This is a genomic window from Pantoea piersonii (assembly GCF_003612015.1).
Taxonomy (GTDB): Bacteria; Pseudomonadota; Gammaproteobacteria; order Enterobacterales; family Enterobacteriaceae; genus Pantoea; species Pantoea piersonii.
The window spans coordinates 162,435-178,462 of the sequence record NZ_RARB01000006.1 but is presented as its reverse complement, the minus strand read 5'-3'; the positions used below and the strand labels follow the sequence as shown (position 1 = coordinate 178,462).

Below are 16,028 nucleotides of genomic sequence, written 5' to 3'. Positions count from 1 at the left end.
TTCATTGACCCGCCTGCCGTTGCGTTATTTTTTTGTTCAGCAAATTCTCCCGCAGGGTATTTGCGCGATAGCTTTTGGGCGTAAGCCCTCTTTCCTGAAGAAGTGGCACGACCCGATCGACGAAGCGGGGAAACGTATCGGGCGTTCCGCCCATGATGATAAAACCGTCTGCTGCTCTGTTCTCAAACCAATGCTGCAGTCCGTCGGCTACCTCTTCTGCCGTGCCGATAAACACCGGACGCGGCGTCGCGGACTCCAGCGCCGCCTGGCGTAGCGTAAAGCCTTGCTCTTTCGCCTTGCGTTTGATTTCGTCGGTATAGCCGCGAAAGCTGTTCTGCCCGAGCGTGCCCAGCTCCGGGAAAGGTTCGTCGAGCGGATACTGTGAAAAATCATGGTGATCAAAATAGCGACCCAGGAAGTTCAGTGCCTCCTCAATGGAAACCAGCCCGGCGACAGACTGATACTGCTTTTCCGCATCCTCGGCGGACTCACCGACAATCACCGTCACGCCCTGCAAAATCGCTAAGTCAGCTTCGCTGCGCCCGTAGTTGTTCAGCTCTCCTTTCAGGGATTCATAATAGGCCTGCGCTTTTTCGACGCTGTCCTGACGGGTAAAAACCGCCTCTGCCTGGGCGGCGGCGAGCGCGATCCCCGCATCGGAGGTGCCCGCCTGGAAAATAACCGGCTGCCCCTGCGCCGAGCGTCCTATATTTAGCGGACCCTGAACCTGAAAATATTTACCTTCGTGATTGAGGGTGTGCATTTTCTCCGGGTCAAAGAACTGCCCCGTCTCTTTATTACGCACAAACGCATCTTCATCCCAGGAGTTCCATAAGCCTTTCACGACTTCGATATACTCTTGCGCTATCTGGTAGCGCTCTCCATGGTCGGGATGCTTCTCGCGGGAAAAGTTTTTCGCCGAGCCCTCAAGCGGCGTCGTGACCACGTTCCAGCCCGCCCGCCCATCACTGAGATGATCGAGGCTCATAAATTGCCGGGCAACGGTAAACGGTTCGCTGTAGGAGGTCGAGACGGTGCCGACCAGTCCGATTTTGCGGGTTACCAGCGCCAGCGCGGAGAGCAGCGTCATCGGCTCAAAGCGGTTGAGAAAGTGGGGCGCGGATTTTGCGTTAATAAAGAGGCCATCGGCGACAAAGACAAAATCGAAAATTCCCTCTTCCGCCTTGGTCGCAATGCTGCGTGCGAAGTCAAAGCTGATGCTGGCGTCTGCCTGCGCGGTTTGATGACGCCATGCGGACATATTTCCCATCGCGCCATGGATCATGGTGCCAAGATGCATTTTCCTGTTTTTCATCATATTCCAGATTAATCAATGCCGGTAAATAAGACGTATGAATAGCCGCCGCTTTTACCTGAGGCGGCTATTTATCCCTGACGTCACGTTAATTAAGCGATCTATTCGCTAGCAGTTCGATCGATCTCACCCGGGCGCGCGCTTCCGCGACGGGCGTATCAATGATGAATTCATCAATATGATATTTCTCATGCAGTCGCGTCAGCTTTTGGTGGATATCGCCAGCGGTGCCGTGCAGCAGCGACGGCATCCGCTTTTCAATGGTGTAATGCTGATACCCCGCCTGCCTGACGTAGAGTTCAGCCAGCTCGTAAGTCGAGACGTTAACGCCCGGCTGGCCTTCGGCCATGACGTGATAAACACACAGGCCCTCAGCGAGCGCGGCGGCCTCAGCCTGGGTGGTGGCGGCGATGACCTGAAGCGCCACCAGCGCTTTTTTGCCGCTGCTGTGCTCCGTGTAGGCCAGCAAAGCGTCCTGCATCAGCTGTTCGTCGCCGTTGATGTGTGCCGCATAGACAAAATCCCACCCCAGCTCGGCGGCGAGCCGGGCGCTTTCCCGGCTGGCGCCGAGTAAAAATCGCGAGGCGGGCTGAGTAGGGGCGGGCGTCGCCTTGAGTTCCTTCTGCTTTTCCTCCCGCGCTGGCCGTAGCCAGCCGTCCAGCAGGCGAATCTGAGCGGCAAAGTCGCCTTTTTCTGCGGGATTCACGCCCTGTTGCAGCGCCCTGGTGGCAAGCGGCAGGCCGCCGGGCGCTTTACCCACACCTAAATCGATACGGTCAGGCGCAAGCGCAGAAAGCAGGTTAAAATTCTCCGCTACTTTATAAGGGCTGTAGTGCTGGAGCATGACCCCGCCTGAGCCGAGCCGAATGCTTTTCGTCTCGCCGATCGCTCTGGCGATCAGCAACTCCGGCGAAGGGCTGGCCAGGGCCGTGGAGTTATGGTGCTCCGCAAACCAGTAGCGGTGATAGCCTAATCGCTCCGCTATCTGAACGAGCTGCAATGAGCGAGACAGTGCGCTCGCTGCGTCTTCAGATTTATCGAGCGGGCATTTATCCAAAATGCTTAGCTGGTAGGTCATTTGTCCTCCTTGTATACATGTTTGCATTTTTTTATTTATTGCCTGCGATTGCAAAGAACAAAAAAGCAAAAACAAATTATCTATCTGGCAATGCAGCAAGCTTTTTTCTGGGCTCAGTTGTCACTTTTCTGCTTTTTCATTCTTTTTCGCTAAGCGATAGACTTTAAATTAAGGGCGTTTGCCGGGCGGTAGGGAGCCAGAAAATCAACGGCTTTAGCCGCTTATTAGCGGGAAAGGATTGCCTGACAGGATGAATGATATGAAACCATCAAGATAAAGCGTGACAAATACCTTTTTTAACTAACAGTTATTTCTAAGCGTGAGATCGCTAAGACAAGAAGAAAGAGAGTGGCAATTACTGATTTTCAGCCAACGGGATTGTTATTATTTCAAACAGGCGAACCTGGGTAGTAATCGATCCCACCCTAAACGAGACGTTAAAGCGTAACGCGGCGGATGAGGATAGTGAGCATTTTGTAACTTTTTGATGTTTAAATATTGGCTGTTTCGCCCGAAGGAAATTTACGCGCGGGCATCAACTTTTAGCCGTTAACAAGGCGTTTCAGCAAGAGGGTGGGAAAGAGAGGCGTTTTGCGGTAAAGAACTGACGGCACAGGTTTGCGTCGGGAAAATAACCAAACGCCATCTTATGGGATTAATAGTAGATTAAAATAACACGCTCCAGCTCTTCCTGAAGACGGTATACTTCTTTGAAGTAACTTTGGCATTCGGCGTTGTTATAGTTAGCCGCATCATTATTTTTCAGGCGCTCACATATCTTGCCATAAAAAAAGCGGTAAGCGTGCTTGTCCGAATTTTCGCCATGGCAAACAAAATGAAGGAAATTCAGGGTATGTCCACACTCTATAAAGCCGCAGGGCCGCAGCCGGGATAAAATATGCCTTTTTGATAATCTACCAGTCGATATTTTCTGAACAGGGCTTTGTTTCCTTTTGGGCGGGGCGCTACCTTCTTACGCGGCGGCACCTGATACCATAAGCGTTGCTGGCGGCAAAATTAACTTTAACGCTTCAGTTATAGCGGCCCCTGTGCGGCAGATAATTCATCTGATGGCCAGCATGCCACGCTGGGTCAGATTGCCAGAGACAGCGCGTAATCCCCTTACCCGTTACACCGGCGAAGGATTACGCGCGGAAATGCCCTCACAAAAGCGCTGGCAGAACAGATGCCAGCCTGAAATCAGAACACCACAGAATAATTGAGACCAAAGGTTCGGCCACGGCCCTTATAGGTATAAAGGCCTGCATCGCCATAGGTCGGGCTGTAAAGCCCCGGCGCTCGCTGACCCCATACCGTGGTGTAATCCTTATCCAGCAGGTTCTCTACGCTGAAGCTGAGTTTCCCGACCGGCAGAGCGTAGCTTCCCAGGAAATCAACAGTGTTATAGCCATCGATTTTTTTCCCATCAGCGTCGGTGAGATCAAAGGTTTGCGTGCTCTGGACGCGCAGATTCCAGTCGCCCGGCGCCCAGTTCAGCCAGGCGCTGACTTTAGATGGGCTGGCGCTGTCTATTGTCAGCTTCTCCCATTTACCCTCTACGCGCGTTTCCGATTTGATGATATTGAAGTTAGAGCCGGTGCTCCATTCGCTGTCGTCAAAGAAATAATCAACCTGTCCCTCAACGCCATAAATGCGACGCTTGTCGTCATCCAGATTAATGGTCATGTCGGTTTTATTAATGCTGATGGTTTTGTCTGAGAGCGAATAATAGGCCGCGAGCTGGGTGCGCAGGTTATCCCCGGTAAAGCGCCAGCCTAGCTCATAAGAATCAACTTTGATCCCATCCAGTCTGGAATCATTCACGTTAACGCTGTTGGTGAGGTTGTAATGGCCGTTAGCTAACCGGTAGGTGCCTGAGCCGTAATATTTTGCCAGGTCCGGGATTTCAAAGCCCTGCGAGAAGTTAAACCATACCTGCTGGCGCTCGGTCAGGCGTCCCAGAATGCCGGCATTGAACAGCAGATTATTGTAGTCAGTTGAACCGCCAGGAACTGCATCCGCCGACCTCGCCTGGCCGGTGGCGATCGCCTGCTGCTGCGCATAGCCAACAAAGTCGTCTACCTTGTTTTTCGTATACTGATAGCGAACGCCGCCGCTTAGCGTGATGGCATCGATGTCGTAGCTGGACTGCAGGAATGGCGCGAGGTTGGTAATGCTGTAGCCCGGATAGCGCCCGACATTATAGGCATTTTTCAGCGTCATCCCGCCGCTTTGCGCAGCCGTGTTCAGGTCAAAGAATTGCTGGTTAGCGTCAAAGGTTTCATGATCGACGTCGACACCGTAAGTCAGCGACAGAGAGTCGACCGGTTTGCTGTTGATGGTCAGTTTGCCGCCGTAAAAATCGGTTTTTTGCTGCGAGGCGCCGATGCTGGTGACGCGATTGCGGCTGAGGGTAGGGAAAGGGTAGAAGCTCAGGTTTTCGTCACGATAGTAAACCTGTGCCACCAGATCCTGACCGATAAAATCGGTATTGGAATACTGCAGGTTAATCAGATGGCGCTCGGTTCCAGGCAGACGGTCAGAGTCGAGACTGCCAGAATTGCGGGCATTGCCGGAGCCGGTTACGGCCGAGAAGTTCTCGCCCAGATAAAGCCCGTGTTTGCCGTCTGATTCGCTCTTGAAGTACTGCGTGGTCAGCTGCAGCTGCTGGTTCTCATCAATATTGAGCGTGCCGGTGCCCATAATATCCAGGCGATCGGAGTACTGCAGCCCGGTCTGGGTATTATCGATGATCGCCTCATTGCCTTTGCCATCATACCAGCCGCCATAGCGCTGATAGGCAACCGACAGGCGGCCCGCAGCCTTGTCGTCGCCGCCGCTCACGGCAGCGGCAATATTTTCATCACGATCGTTATGGCTGTTGAACCCGCTCTTAAACCCGGTTTGCAGTTCCGCTTCCGTTCCCGCCTGGCCTTTTTTAGTGACGATGTTAATCAAGCCGCCGGTACTGCCGCCGCCGTAGAGCGAGGTTGCGCCTGAGATCACCTCAATACGTTCGATATTAAAGGGATCGATCGCGTCCAGCTGACGGCTGTCGCTGCGAGATGAGTTGAGGCGAACACCGTCCACCATCACCATCATCGAGCGACCGCGCATGTTCATGCCGTAGTTCGTTCGCCCCTGACTGCTGACGTCCATGCCCGGAATAAGCTGCGCCAGCACCTCCTTCAACTCTTTACCGCCCTGAACCTGCTGCTCAATCTCAGCCTGCTCAATGATCCAGGTGGTTTGCGCCATCTCCGCTACGCTGCGGTGCGTGCGGCTGGCGGAGACGACCATCTGTTCTTCTTTTGGCTCTTCAGCCCAGGCGCTGGAAGAGAGCATTGCGAGTAAACAAGGATTTAAAACCCACAGATACGGCTGTTTCATTTGTTATTTTTTTCCGATGAATTTAATACTGAAATGAATTAACGGATTGTTGATGATCCTGTTCGTGCTGCTCCGGCTGCTGTGTACGCCAGTGGATCACGCCAGGGGTGGTGGTCAGCTCGAAGGGCGCTTCCGGGTGCGCGCGATTGAGAATGCGGGCGGCACGCCAGGCCATCAGGCTGAGCTGGGGTTCAGCAATGCCAAGGCGCTGCATCCCGGCATTGACGGCAAAAAGGCAATTACTTTCCGGCCCGTCCCAGTTAAGGGTGAAATCAGTGTTGATCTGGAAATTTTCGTCGCGGTCCAGCGGCAGGCGGTGCGCGACTGGCGCCAGGAAGGCTGGGCGCACAGCGCGGTAGCCGGTAGCAAAAATCACCACATCCGTTATCAGCTCCTCTTCTCCGCTGTCGAGGTGATGACGCAGCCCCAGCCGCTGCGCATCCTGTTCCTGCTGAAGAGAGATGACCGAACGTGACGGCATCAGACGTGCCCACGGCTGCTCGCGCAGCACTTCAAACCGGTGATACATCGCCCGATAGATGGCGAGAAGCGACTCGCTGGTAATGCCGTCTGACGTCATCTTCTGTTCGTTCAACATCTGCTGACGTGCGCTTTCGTCCAGAGTCGAGAAGCTTTCCAGATATTCCGGCGTGAAATACTCATTGGCAAAGGCGGCTTCATCCAGCGCGTTGTAGTTGTTGCGGCGCGACACCCAGTTCAGTGAGGCGGGCTGGCCCCACTCGCCGCGGAAGATATTGAGGAAAAGATCGGCTCCGCTCTGTCCTCCGCCGACAAGAGTGACGCGCTTATTTCTCAGGTCTGGCTTGCGCAGCATCATCTCGCTGGCGTGGAAGCAGCGATCGCTCTGTTCAGTGACGCACGCTGGCAGACTGGCCTGTTTGCCAATGCCAAGGCAAATGTGCCGCGCCTGAAAACGGTCGTGGGCGGTTTCGACCGTGAACAGCCGGGTCTCGTCGTTAAAGCTTACTTGCGTTACCGGCTGGTTAAATGCCAGATTGCTGAGACGCTTCGCCACCCAGGCAAGGTAATCCGCAAACTCCTCTCTGGACACCGTACGCTGTTCAGTGGTCAAGAAGCGGTAGAATTTTTTCCGCTGTACCAGATAGTTAACAAAGCTATAGCGGTTCGTCGGCTCAACTGCGCTCACCAGATCTTTGAGAAAGCTGGTTTGCATCGCGCAGTCTGGCACCATCATGCCCGGATGCCAGGCGAAGTGGGGCTTACGCTCAAGAAACAGCGAGCTAAAACCTTCCAGTCCTTCAGCCAGAGCGGCAACGCTGAGGTTGAACGGTCCGATGCCGATGCCAATGAAATCATATACCTTCATTTTGCAGACTCCTGGGTGACCAGATAGAGAGGGTTATCAAGATCGGTGAGATAGTCAGGCAGCATTCGGCTGCCGCCGTCATGCTCTGAGAAAGTCAGCTTTACCGGATTGAGGATGACGCGGATGATCTGCGGCCTGAACAGGTCAAACATAGCGAAGCGCTCGGCCATCTCCGGGTGTTGCGCCATGTACTGCTGAACCGTGCTGGCGAGCAGGCGGTAGAAATGGGGTTCGTCGATGCCCGACTGCAGCGTAAGACGAGAGATAAAGCGCAGCACGGTGACAAAATGTCCGGTCTGCAGGTCGTGAATAAGATAGTCGGCGCTGAGGCGCGCGGTGACATCCTTAACGGCGGCGGGCAGCGACGCCGCTTCCGGAAAATCTTTATCAACGAGGCGCATATCGCCCTGAAAATCCTTGAGCAGAATGCGCTGCGGTATAGCGTCCTTCATCACCAGCGTGACGTTCTGACCATGCGCAATAAGCGCCACGCCGTAGCGACACATCAGGTGATAGAAGGGGATCACGACCGCTTCAAACATCCGGCTAAGCCAGCTTGCCGCATCCAGACCCGAGCGTTTGATCCAGGCGTCAATCAGCGGACGGCCGGCGTTATCCGTTTCCATCAGCGCCGCCATCAGCACGGCCTGCTCGCCCGGCTGCAGATAGCAGCAAGGGTTTTCGCGCCAGATAACGCCGAGCATCTCCTGGTAGCGATACGGCGCTTCAGGTAGCGCGGCATAGCCTTCGTGGGATAAATAGCCTGCGGCAGGCTCCGCCAGAATCTGGGCGCCCGTCGCGCGTAGCGTTTTATCCTGAGCGAACTGCGTCTTTAACCAGCCGGATGCCAGCGGCCCAGCGGCGATATACTTTCCAGGGATGCCGCGATAGCAGGAGGTGTTGTAGATTGTCAGCGGCAGTTTGATATCGAACCGCGCCGGTCGGCTAACGTTGGTCAGCGTGCGCAGCGACTGCTGGGCCAGATAGTGGTCACCGAAGGCACCCAGCTCAACCATCTCTCCGCGTGCCAGATAAGGCAGAAAATGAATCGCGATTTTTTGCTGCCACTGCCAGGGGTGGACGGGCACTGCGATCCAGTTTTCGTCGAGTCCGGCTGACTGCCAGCGCTGATGAAAACGCGTTAACTCCGCGTCATTCATGGCACTGGCGATCAAGGCAGGGATGTCGCACGCCTCATCGTGGCGCCAGATAAATTTATCCCGTCGAACCGCTATCCAGTGCAGGCGAAACCGGTTCCCATACTCCGGCGCATAGGCGCGCAGGGCATCCAGTCCCCAGCCGCGGCGGCCTTTGTTGAAGATAAACTTTGGATGCCCGCTGAGCAGGCACTGCAGCTCATCCGGATCACGATCAATCAGATCGTCCGCGCTCAGGGAGTGGCGCGCTTCCAGCAGCTGTAAATCGCCGCGCAGCGTGGCGTAGAGATCTTCCAGATGCTCTGCCGTCTGGGCATCGCTCATCTCCAGCACGACGGCCAGCAGACGCAGCAGCGCGTCAGCGTCCATCTGCCCGCCGCGTAGAGAACCGGCATCGATGTGTAGCCAGCCCCAGATGCTGCGGCTGGCCGTAAATTCCCAGCGTGCCGCGCCAACGGCGATTTCCCAGCGTCCTGCTTTTTTTTCCACGGCGCGCAGCGCCTGCTCGTACTCAAGCTCGGCGAGCATTTTGGCAATCATGTCGCGATTAACGCGTTCCCACATCATAAGCCCACCTCTGTGAAGAACCGGCTACGCTCGCTTATCACCAGGCGGGAGCGCTTGTGTGGGAAATCGAACTCTTTAAGGGTGTGGTAGCCAGCAACGGGCAGATGGCGGAACAGACGCTGATTGTCGTAACGCGGTTCAGCGACGATGCGCTGCGTACGGGGTTCGTCGAGGAATAAACAGTGCGTCAGCCCGCGAAGCCAGCTGCGGATAAAGTGCGCGCCACGCCACGCCTCTTCGCCAACCAGCATATGCAGGCCGCGATCGTAAGGGTGCCAGCGGTAGTGGCGGCCGATGCGATCTTCCGCCGCCCAGTAAATTTCAAAATAGCCAAACGGCTCATCGTCGAAACAGCCAATCACGGGGTAGCAGTAAGAGGCGTCGAGCTGTTTGCGCAGGTAATTTTCCAGCTCCGGCTGCGGCGCCGCCATTTCCCAGAAGGCGTTGACGCGCGGCGTGTTCATCCAGCGGGTAAAGCGCGCGGCGTCCTCCGCCACGTCAGCGACGCGAAAGCTGAGCGTCCGTTTAATCTGCGGATCGTAACGTCGATATATTTCACCGTCTGGTCTTGCCGGACGCACCGGATAATAGAGCTGACGATCGTCATCGAACTGCATTTTCCCGCTGGCAGCCGGCTGCTCGCCGCAGCGCCAGAGCGGCAGCTGCCAGAAGGACTCGCGTGAAAAGTAATCGCTGTTGACGGCATCGAAAAGCTTCTGCGCCTGAGGCTCATGCCGCCACTGCGCCCAGGGGAGATGAATGCCGCTCAGGTGCGGCGTGGCGACCAGCAGCTGATCGATCGCCTCTGCAAGCCAGCCGTCCGGGAGGGCCGTTATGAACTGCAGCGAGGCGCTATTATCCAGCCCAAGCAGTAGCGGCAAGGACTGTCCGGTAAGCGCGCACCGGAAACCCTGATCGCCATGAACGATATTCGCCTTTGGCATCACGCCTTCTCCCTGTAAAACGGATTCTGGAAATCGAAGTAGATCACTGCCGGATCGGCAAGGGTGTTTTCATTGCGATCGTGGAGATAACAAAAGAAGTTGCCTTTGCAGTTCCAGTGCCTGTTGTCGAGCACGTAATCGAGGCAGCGGGTATCGCTGACGCGGCTGCGCAACTCCGCCAGTCTGTCGCGCACCAGCGACATAAGACGCGCTTCTGTTTCAAAGCCCGCCGCGCCCAGCGCAGCGGTGACGGCCAGCGTCGAGTTAACCAGCAGGTAATAGGGGAAGTAGCGCAGAACCTGCTCGCGGCTGAAGCGATTTTCTGCATCGGCTTCGTCAATTTGAGTGAGCCAGTCGCCGGCGTTTTCAGTGAAGCCGCTTCCCTGACAGTCGCGATAGAGCAGCCCAACCGGCAAATCCTGCTGCATTTCCACCAGGATGTTTTGCTGATGCGCCAGCAGGACCAGACCGTAATCCGCTTCTGTGCCGAACAACGGCAGCAGTACACGATCGCAGTAGGCGGTCAGCCAGCATTGCGCCGCCTGGCTTAACGTCAGCCCAAGCCGGACGCTGAGCCTTCTGACCGCCGCCGCCAGCAGGCTCTCTCCGCCGTCAGGCGCAGCCTGCGTCAGGCTGACCAGCACGTTAGTCTGCGTTTCCGGGGTATCGAAGAGGAGATTCACGCGAAACGCCATCAGGCTCTCTTCCTGAATCGCGCCATCGACCGAGCGCAGCCCGGCCCAGCCATCCTCCTGCATAACGCGCATCTCTGGATATTGCATCTGCAGCGCCTGCCAGCGTGGCGTCTGGGCCAGACGGGCAAGACGCATTCCGCGTTTCACCTCTTTCACCGACAGGGTGCGCACGGAATTGGTCAGGCGCACGCTAAGCGAGAATTTGATCATGTCGTTGCTGGAGGGGGAATAAAGCGAACGCGATGAGCTGGTGGGCAGCCAGGCGTTCCCGGCTTCCCCTAAATCGATCACCGCGCCGTTAGTCACCAGCTGCTGACACCAGCCCTGCGATAACAGATGTCGGGCCTGCCAGGGATGCATGGGGATCAGCCAGCGCGTGTCCGTAAACTGGCTCAGCAGCGCGGGCGCGCTCTGTGCGGCAAAGCGCAATAAGCGGGCGCGCAGCGATAAGCCGAGGCTTTCGCCAGCAACATACTGGCAGTCGACGGAGAGCCAGTGCAGCGGGAAGTCTGAACCGAAATCAGGCAGATAGCGGCGGGCTTCCGACGCATCGAAGGGCTCGTGCGATTTTGGGGCAGGGTGGAAGGCGTGGCCCACCAGAAGCGCCTGTTCCGCTTCAGCAAATGAGAGCGGCCTTTGTCTTAACGCAGGCCAGCGATGTCGCAGAGCGATCGCCTGCCAGGTGTTCGCATGGCTTTGCGAGACGCGCTGTTGAAACCGTTCAATGACCTCGCTGTCCAGCTCGGCCCGAATAGCTGGCTTTGCCAGGATCAGGGAGAGCAGGGTTTCAAAGCTGACGGCTTTGCCCTCCGGCGACGCCGGGCTGATGAACAGGGCGGGAAACTGATAGTGATGGTGCTGAGTGGGTGAAAAATAGCGCAGAGGCAGGCACAGGGCGTGCGACGCCGAAAGCGGCAGGTAAATATGCTGTTTCTGCGCTGGCGGCGCGTCTGGAACATACTTCCAGTCGCCCGTTTCCCGGAAAAGCGCATTAAGAAAACACTGCGCCGCCACGTCAACGCCAGCCATCTGAGAAAGAGAATCCATTAGTCAGTCTCACCGAATAAATGATAATGATTATCGTTATAATAATTATTTCATTTACAATGGCAACTAATTTTGCAATATTTGCATACATATCATGTCAGGTATACCCCTGTTTTTAACGGTGTCTTTACATTTATGCGTCAGTTACCTCAAAACTGCTTAATATGAAAGCGTCAGGAAAATCGAGCTGGCCTCTGGCTTTTTGTGCCGGTTTACTGGGGATTGGTCAGAATGGCTTACTGGTCGTGCTGCCCCAGCTGGTTGATATGACGGGCCTGACGCTCTCGACCTGGGCAGGCCTGTTGATGTTTGGTTCGATGTTGTTTCTGCCCGCCTCTCCGTGGTGGGGGCGCGTCTCTGAAGTGAAGGGCTGTAAGTTTGTCGTGGTGGTTTCGCTGGCGGGCTATTTGCTGAGCTTTGGCGTGATGGCGTTGATGGTATGGCTGATGGCCGAAAGAGAGGCGGGAATCTATGCAGGGCTTGCGGGCCTGATCCTTTCGCGCGTGATTTATGGCCTGACCGTCTCGGGTATGGTCCCCGCCGCGCAAACCTGGGCAATGCAGCGCGCGGGAACGGATAAGCGTATGGCTGCGCTGGCGGTTATCAGCTCCGGCCTGAGCTGTGGAAGATTGCTGGGGCCGCCTCTGGCCGCGCTTGCTCTTGGCGTTTACCCCATGGCCCCCCTTTGGCTGATGGCCGTCGCGCCACTCTTCGCCTTGATACTTATTAGCGGCCAGTATCGCGATCCACCCCTGGCGGCTGTTCCGCATCACTCTGCGCGTTTGCATTCAGGTTTGCTGCCATGTCTGCTGCTGGCCGCGCTGCTCGCCCTGTGCATCAGCCTGATGCAGATCGGACTGACGCCCATCCTGCGGGGCATTATTGACGCGCCGGCGGCGGTCAGTCGTCACATTGCCTGGCTACTGAGCCTGGCTGCAGCCAGTACGCTGCTGGCGCAGTTTCTGATCGTAAGGCCGCAGCGGCTAGGCTTACAGCCGCTTCTTTTCACTGCGGCGCTATTGATGAGCACAGGGCTGGGCATGATGGTTATCGGCAATTTAATGTCGCTTTATGCGGGGATTGCCGTCACCTCCTTCGGCGCCGCTATGGCTACGCCTGCTTATCAGCTCCTGCTTAACCAGAAACTTTCCCTCGGCAAAGGGGCCGGCCTGATAGCCACCAGCCACACGCTTGGCTATGGCCTGAGCGCCTTGTTGATCCCCTTTATCACATGGCTATCGGGGCAGAACCACCTGCTGGCGGGCGCATGGATAGCGTCAATGCTGTTCTTTATGATGACCTGCTGGCTGGGATTAACGGCACGTGCTGAAAGCACGCGCTAAGCGTCAGGAAAAAATATGACCATCATTTCAGGTTACCGGTTATTCAACGTCACCCTGCAGCAAAAGAAATGGCTTTCGCCTTCCCTTGTGCGCTGCGTATTTACGGGAGAAGAGGTGAGGATGATGAAGATGGACGGACCCGATCAACGTATCAAAATTCTTTTTCCGTCGCAGAAGGGGGACGCTCCCTCGTTAACGGCACAGTTGCCCTGGCGGGAACAGCTTAAACGCCTTCCGCCAGAGCAAAGGCCCGTTCCGCGCACTTATACGCTTCGCCGCGTCAACGCAGACCCATGCCAGGCAGAGGTCGAGTTTGTTATTCACGGTACCGACGGGCCTGCTTCGGCCTGGGTCATTCGCGCCATGCCAGGCGATGCTTTGCAGATGATCGCCCCTAACCAGCAGCACAGCGGCGACAGCGGCGGATATGAATGGAAACCGCATTCCGCAGTCGAGCGCGCGCTGGTGGTTGCCGATGAGACAGCGCTGCCAGCGGTGAAGGGGATCTTCAGACAGGTGGCGAAAATGGCATCGCCGCCTGCGCTTCAGATTTTTCAGGAGGTGCCACGCTCAGAGGACCGCGTCGACTGGCGTGAATATGCGTTTGCGGAGGTATTCTGGCTGCCGCGCGACAGAACCGGGGCGCCTCACGGCGCGGCGCTGCTGGCGGCGGTTAAGGCGTACGTATCTCTTCCTGACTACGCGCTCACGACTTACCCGAACAAGACGTATGAGGACGAACAGACGATCTTATGGCATGGCGCAGAGAGCGAAAATAACCGTTTTTATGGCTGGGTGGCTGCGGAGTCATCAGCCGTAAAACATATCCGGCGCTATCTGGTGGGTGAGCGCAAGGTTGCCAGTGAGAACGTCAGCTTTATGGCCTACTGGAGTAAAAGCTAATGTCAGGCTGATAAAGCAAGGTGCCTGAGTTTTATCGCGTTTGTTGCGGCTGAGGCACCTGTAATAGCACTCGGCCCAGGGAAAATGTTCAGGTGCCGCAATGCAGAACAATAGCACGTCAACGCCGCATGAGGCGGTTTTCAAGCCGTTCCTCTCGCACCCGCAGACCGCGCGCGATTTTATGGCTCTGCATCTGCCGCTCGCGCTTCTGGCGACAGGCGACCTGCTGACGCGGAGGCTGGCGTCCGGCAGCTTCGTAGAGGATCACTTGCACTCTATGCTTCAGGCAGGGGAAACCTCTGACGCAGGGGCCTTTATGCGTGAACTGGCGCAGCGGGTGAGTCAAACAGTCGGTTTATTGCAGACCTCCCTCACCGTATCAGCCTGACGTTTGCGCTGTAGCGACGCTGGCACCGCCCCGGTGGCCCGAACAGCTATCAGCCCGCTCCTGTTATTCCCGCTAATAAAGCAACGGTGCGACGTAAATCATGCGGCGCGCACTTATCGATCCTGCACCTGTTCCGACGCTGGCAGAACATCTGACAGACGTATACAGGCCCGCTTTTACGATCCACTTCAAACTATCAGTAAATCATCTGAGCAATGGCAAAAATTAAGTTGCCTGTTTCATCGGCTCATCGAATGATGAGTAGAACGTTTTAGTAGAACGTTCTACCTACTCCAACAGCACTTAAAAAGTGTCTTCCAAGGCCTTGAATCGGGGAAAAACAGCATGAGTCTGTTCTCAGGATTAATTAAATCGTTATCAAAATTGTCGATGATAGGGCGCGCCTTGATGTTGCCTATCTCGCTGCTGCCTGCCGCTGGCCTGTTACTGGCTTTCGGCGACAAATTTCATTTGCCGCTGATGATGAATGCCGGGGGCGTTATCTTCAATAATTTACCGATGCTGTTCGCTATCGGCTCTGCGGTCGGGCTGGCTTCGGAGTCGGGAATCGCGGCGCTGTCGGCTGCGGTGTCGGTCTTTGTGACCAATATTACGATCGGCACGGTGATGGGCATTACCCCAGAGATGGCGTCGCAGGGGGGCAAATATGCGATGGTGGTGGGGATCCCCACGCTGCAAATGGGGGTGTTCGGCGGCCTGATTTGCGGCGTGCTCGCCGCCTGGTGTTATAACCGCTTCCATACTTTGCAGCTGCCTGAGTTCCTCGGTTTCTTCTCCGGCAAACGCTTTGTCGCCATCGCGACGGCCTGTTTATCCTTTTTAATGGGGCTGCTGCTGCCTTATGTCTGGCAGCATATCCAGTCGGGCATTGATGCGCTCTCTGTGATGGTAAACGGCAACAACCAGGCGGCATCCACCTTTATTTTCGGTCTGGTAGAGCGCGCGCTTATTCCGCTCGGACTGCATCATATCTGGTATCCCTCTTTCTGGTACTCGTTTGGCGACTACACCACCCATGCCGGGCTGGTGATCCATGGCGATCAGACCATCTGGTTTAAGATGCTGGAAGAGGGCGTGAAATCCTTTAGCAGCGACTCGTACCAGAACGCCGGTAAGTTTATGCAGGGCGAATTCCCGTTGATGCTGTTTGCTCTGCCTGCCGCCTGCCTTGCCATGTATCACGAAGCGCATACCGCCAATAAGAAGATCGCTGCCGGGATCCTGTTTTCCGCCGCGCTGACCTGCTTTTTGACCGGGATCACGGAGCCCGTTGAGTTTACCTTTATCTTTGTGGCGCCGGTGCTCTACGTCTTTAACGCCATCATGGCGGGCCTGGCCTACATGATGATGTATCTGATGCATGCGCATATCGCTAAATCCTTCTCCGCCGGCTTTATTGATTATCTGTCGTTTGGCATCCTGCCGTCCTTTAACGGATATCAGACTAACTACCTGAACGCCGTGATCATCGGCGTGCCGATGGGACTGATTTACTACTTTACCTTCCGCTATGTCATCCGCCGTCTGGATATTAAAACCCCAGGCCGCACGCTGGTCACGGCCAGTGTGAACGATAAATCGGATAACGAGGTCGCAACGGAAATCATTGGCTTGCTTGGCGGGGCACAAAATATCAATACTGTGGGATCCTGCATCACCCGGTTGCGTCTTGACGTAGTGAAAAGCGAGCTGGTGGATAAAGATGGCCTTAACGGCGTTGGCGCACGCGGCGTGGTCTTTATCGGCGATACGGGAATACAGGTGATTTTTGGCGCCCGCGCGCAGTTTATCGCGCAAACCATGCAGACCATGCTGGCAAAATAACAGGTGAC

General features: G+C 55.9%; 11 protein-coding genes. 4 read left to right on the top strand and 7 right to left on the bottom strand.

The genetic code is table 11. The features are described from left to right. Window position 1 precedes the first annotated feature (1 nt). From D7S44_RS16855 to D7S44_RS16825, 7 genes are all read right to left on the bottom strand, one after another. Window positions 2–1,318, bottom strand: a complete 1,317-nt coding sequence (locus tag D7S44_RS16855) for an LLM class flavin-dependent oxidoreductase (protein ID WP_120456785.1) — start codon at window positions 1,316–1,318, stop codon at window positions 2–4. Window positions 1,319–1,403: 85 nt separating this feature from the next. Continuing rightward, window positions 1,404–2,393 (bottom strand): MsnO8 family LLM class oxidoreductase, encoded by a 990-nt coding sequence (locus D7S44_RS16850; protein WP_120456784.1) that lies wholly within the window; start codon window positions 2,391–2,393, stop codon window positions 1,404–1,406. Between the two features lie 1,200 nt (window positions 2,394–3,593). After that, window positions 3,594–5,783, bottom strand: coding sequence for a TonB-dependent siderophore receptor (locus D7S44_RS16845; protein WP_120456782.1), 2,190 nt, complete (start codon window positions 5,781–5,783; stop codon window positions 3,594–3,596). A gap of 22 nt (window positions 5,784–5,805) precedes the next feature. Next, window positions 5,806–7,131: a lysine N(6)-hydroxylase/L-ornithine N(5)-oxygenase family protein gene (locus D7S44_RS16840; protein WP_120456780.1), complete on the bottom strand. Its 1,326-nt coding sequence runs from the start codon at window positions 7,129–7,131 to the stop codon at window positions 5,806–5,808. Then, the gene (gene iucC, locus D7S44_RS16835) at window positions 7,128–8,855 is read right to left on the bottom strand and encodes an IucA/IucC family protein (protein WP_120456778.1); all 1,728 of its coding nucleotides are present in this window, start codon (window positions 8,853–8,855) and stop codon (window positions 7,128–7,130) included. Before iucC ends, D7S44_RS16840 begins: the two co-directional genes overlap by 4 nt. Next, a complete protein-coding gene (locus D7S44_RS16830; protein WP_120456776.1) occupies window positions 8,852–9,799 on the bottom strand; it encodes a GNAT family N-acetyltransferase in 948 nt (315 codons plus the stop codon). Before D7S44_RS16830 ends, iucC begins: the two co-directional genes overlap by 4 nt. Then, window positions 9,799–11,541, bottom strand: coding sequence for an IucA/IucC family protein (locus D7S44_RS16825; protein WP_120456775.1), 1,743 nt, complete (start codon window positions 11,539–11,541; stop codon window positions 9,799–9,801). The genes D7S44_RS16830 and D7S44_RS16825 overlap by 1 nt, the downstream gene beginning before the upstream one ends. Before the next feature lie 164 nt (window positions 11,542–11,705). On the opposite strand from D7S44_RS16825, the gene D7S44_RS16820 reads away from it, so the two are divergent. The 4 genes from D7S44_RS16820 to D7S44_RS16805 all read left to right on the top strand — a co-directional run bounded on the left by D7S44_RS16820 (window position 11,706) and on the right by D7S44_RS16805 (window position 16,020). After that, on the top strand, window positions 11,706–12,884 hold the full coding sequence (locus tag D7S44_RS16820) for an MFS transporter (RefSeq protein WP_120456773.1): 1,179 nt from the start codon (window positions 11,706–11,708) through the stop codon (window positions 12,882–12,884). 15 nt (window positions 12,885–12,899) lie between these two features. Further along, window positions 12,900–13,787, top strand: coding sequence for a siderophore-interacting protein (locus tag D7S44_RS16815; protein ID WP_120456772.1), 888 nt, complete (start codon window positions 12,900–12,902; stop codon window positions 13,785–13,787). Between the two features lie 100 nt (window positions 13,788–13,887). Continuing rightward, complete coding sequence (locus tag D7S44_RS24130; RefSeq protein ID WP_120456770.1) at window positions 13,888–14,175, top strand: Rpn family recombination-promoting nuclease/putative transposase; 288 nt, start codon at window positions 13,888–13,890, stop codon at window positions 14,173–14,175. A 345-nt stretch (window positions 14,176–14,520) separates the two neighbouring features. Next, window positions 14,521–16,020 (top strand): PTS transporter subunit EIIC, encoded by a 1,500-nt coding sequence (locus tag D7S44_RS16805; RefSeq protein WP_120456768.1) that lies wholly within the window; start codon window positions 14,521–14,523, stop codon window positions 16,018–16,020. Window positions 16,021–16,028: the final 8 nt, after the last annotated feature.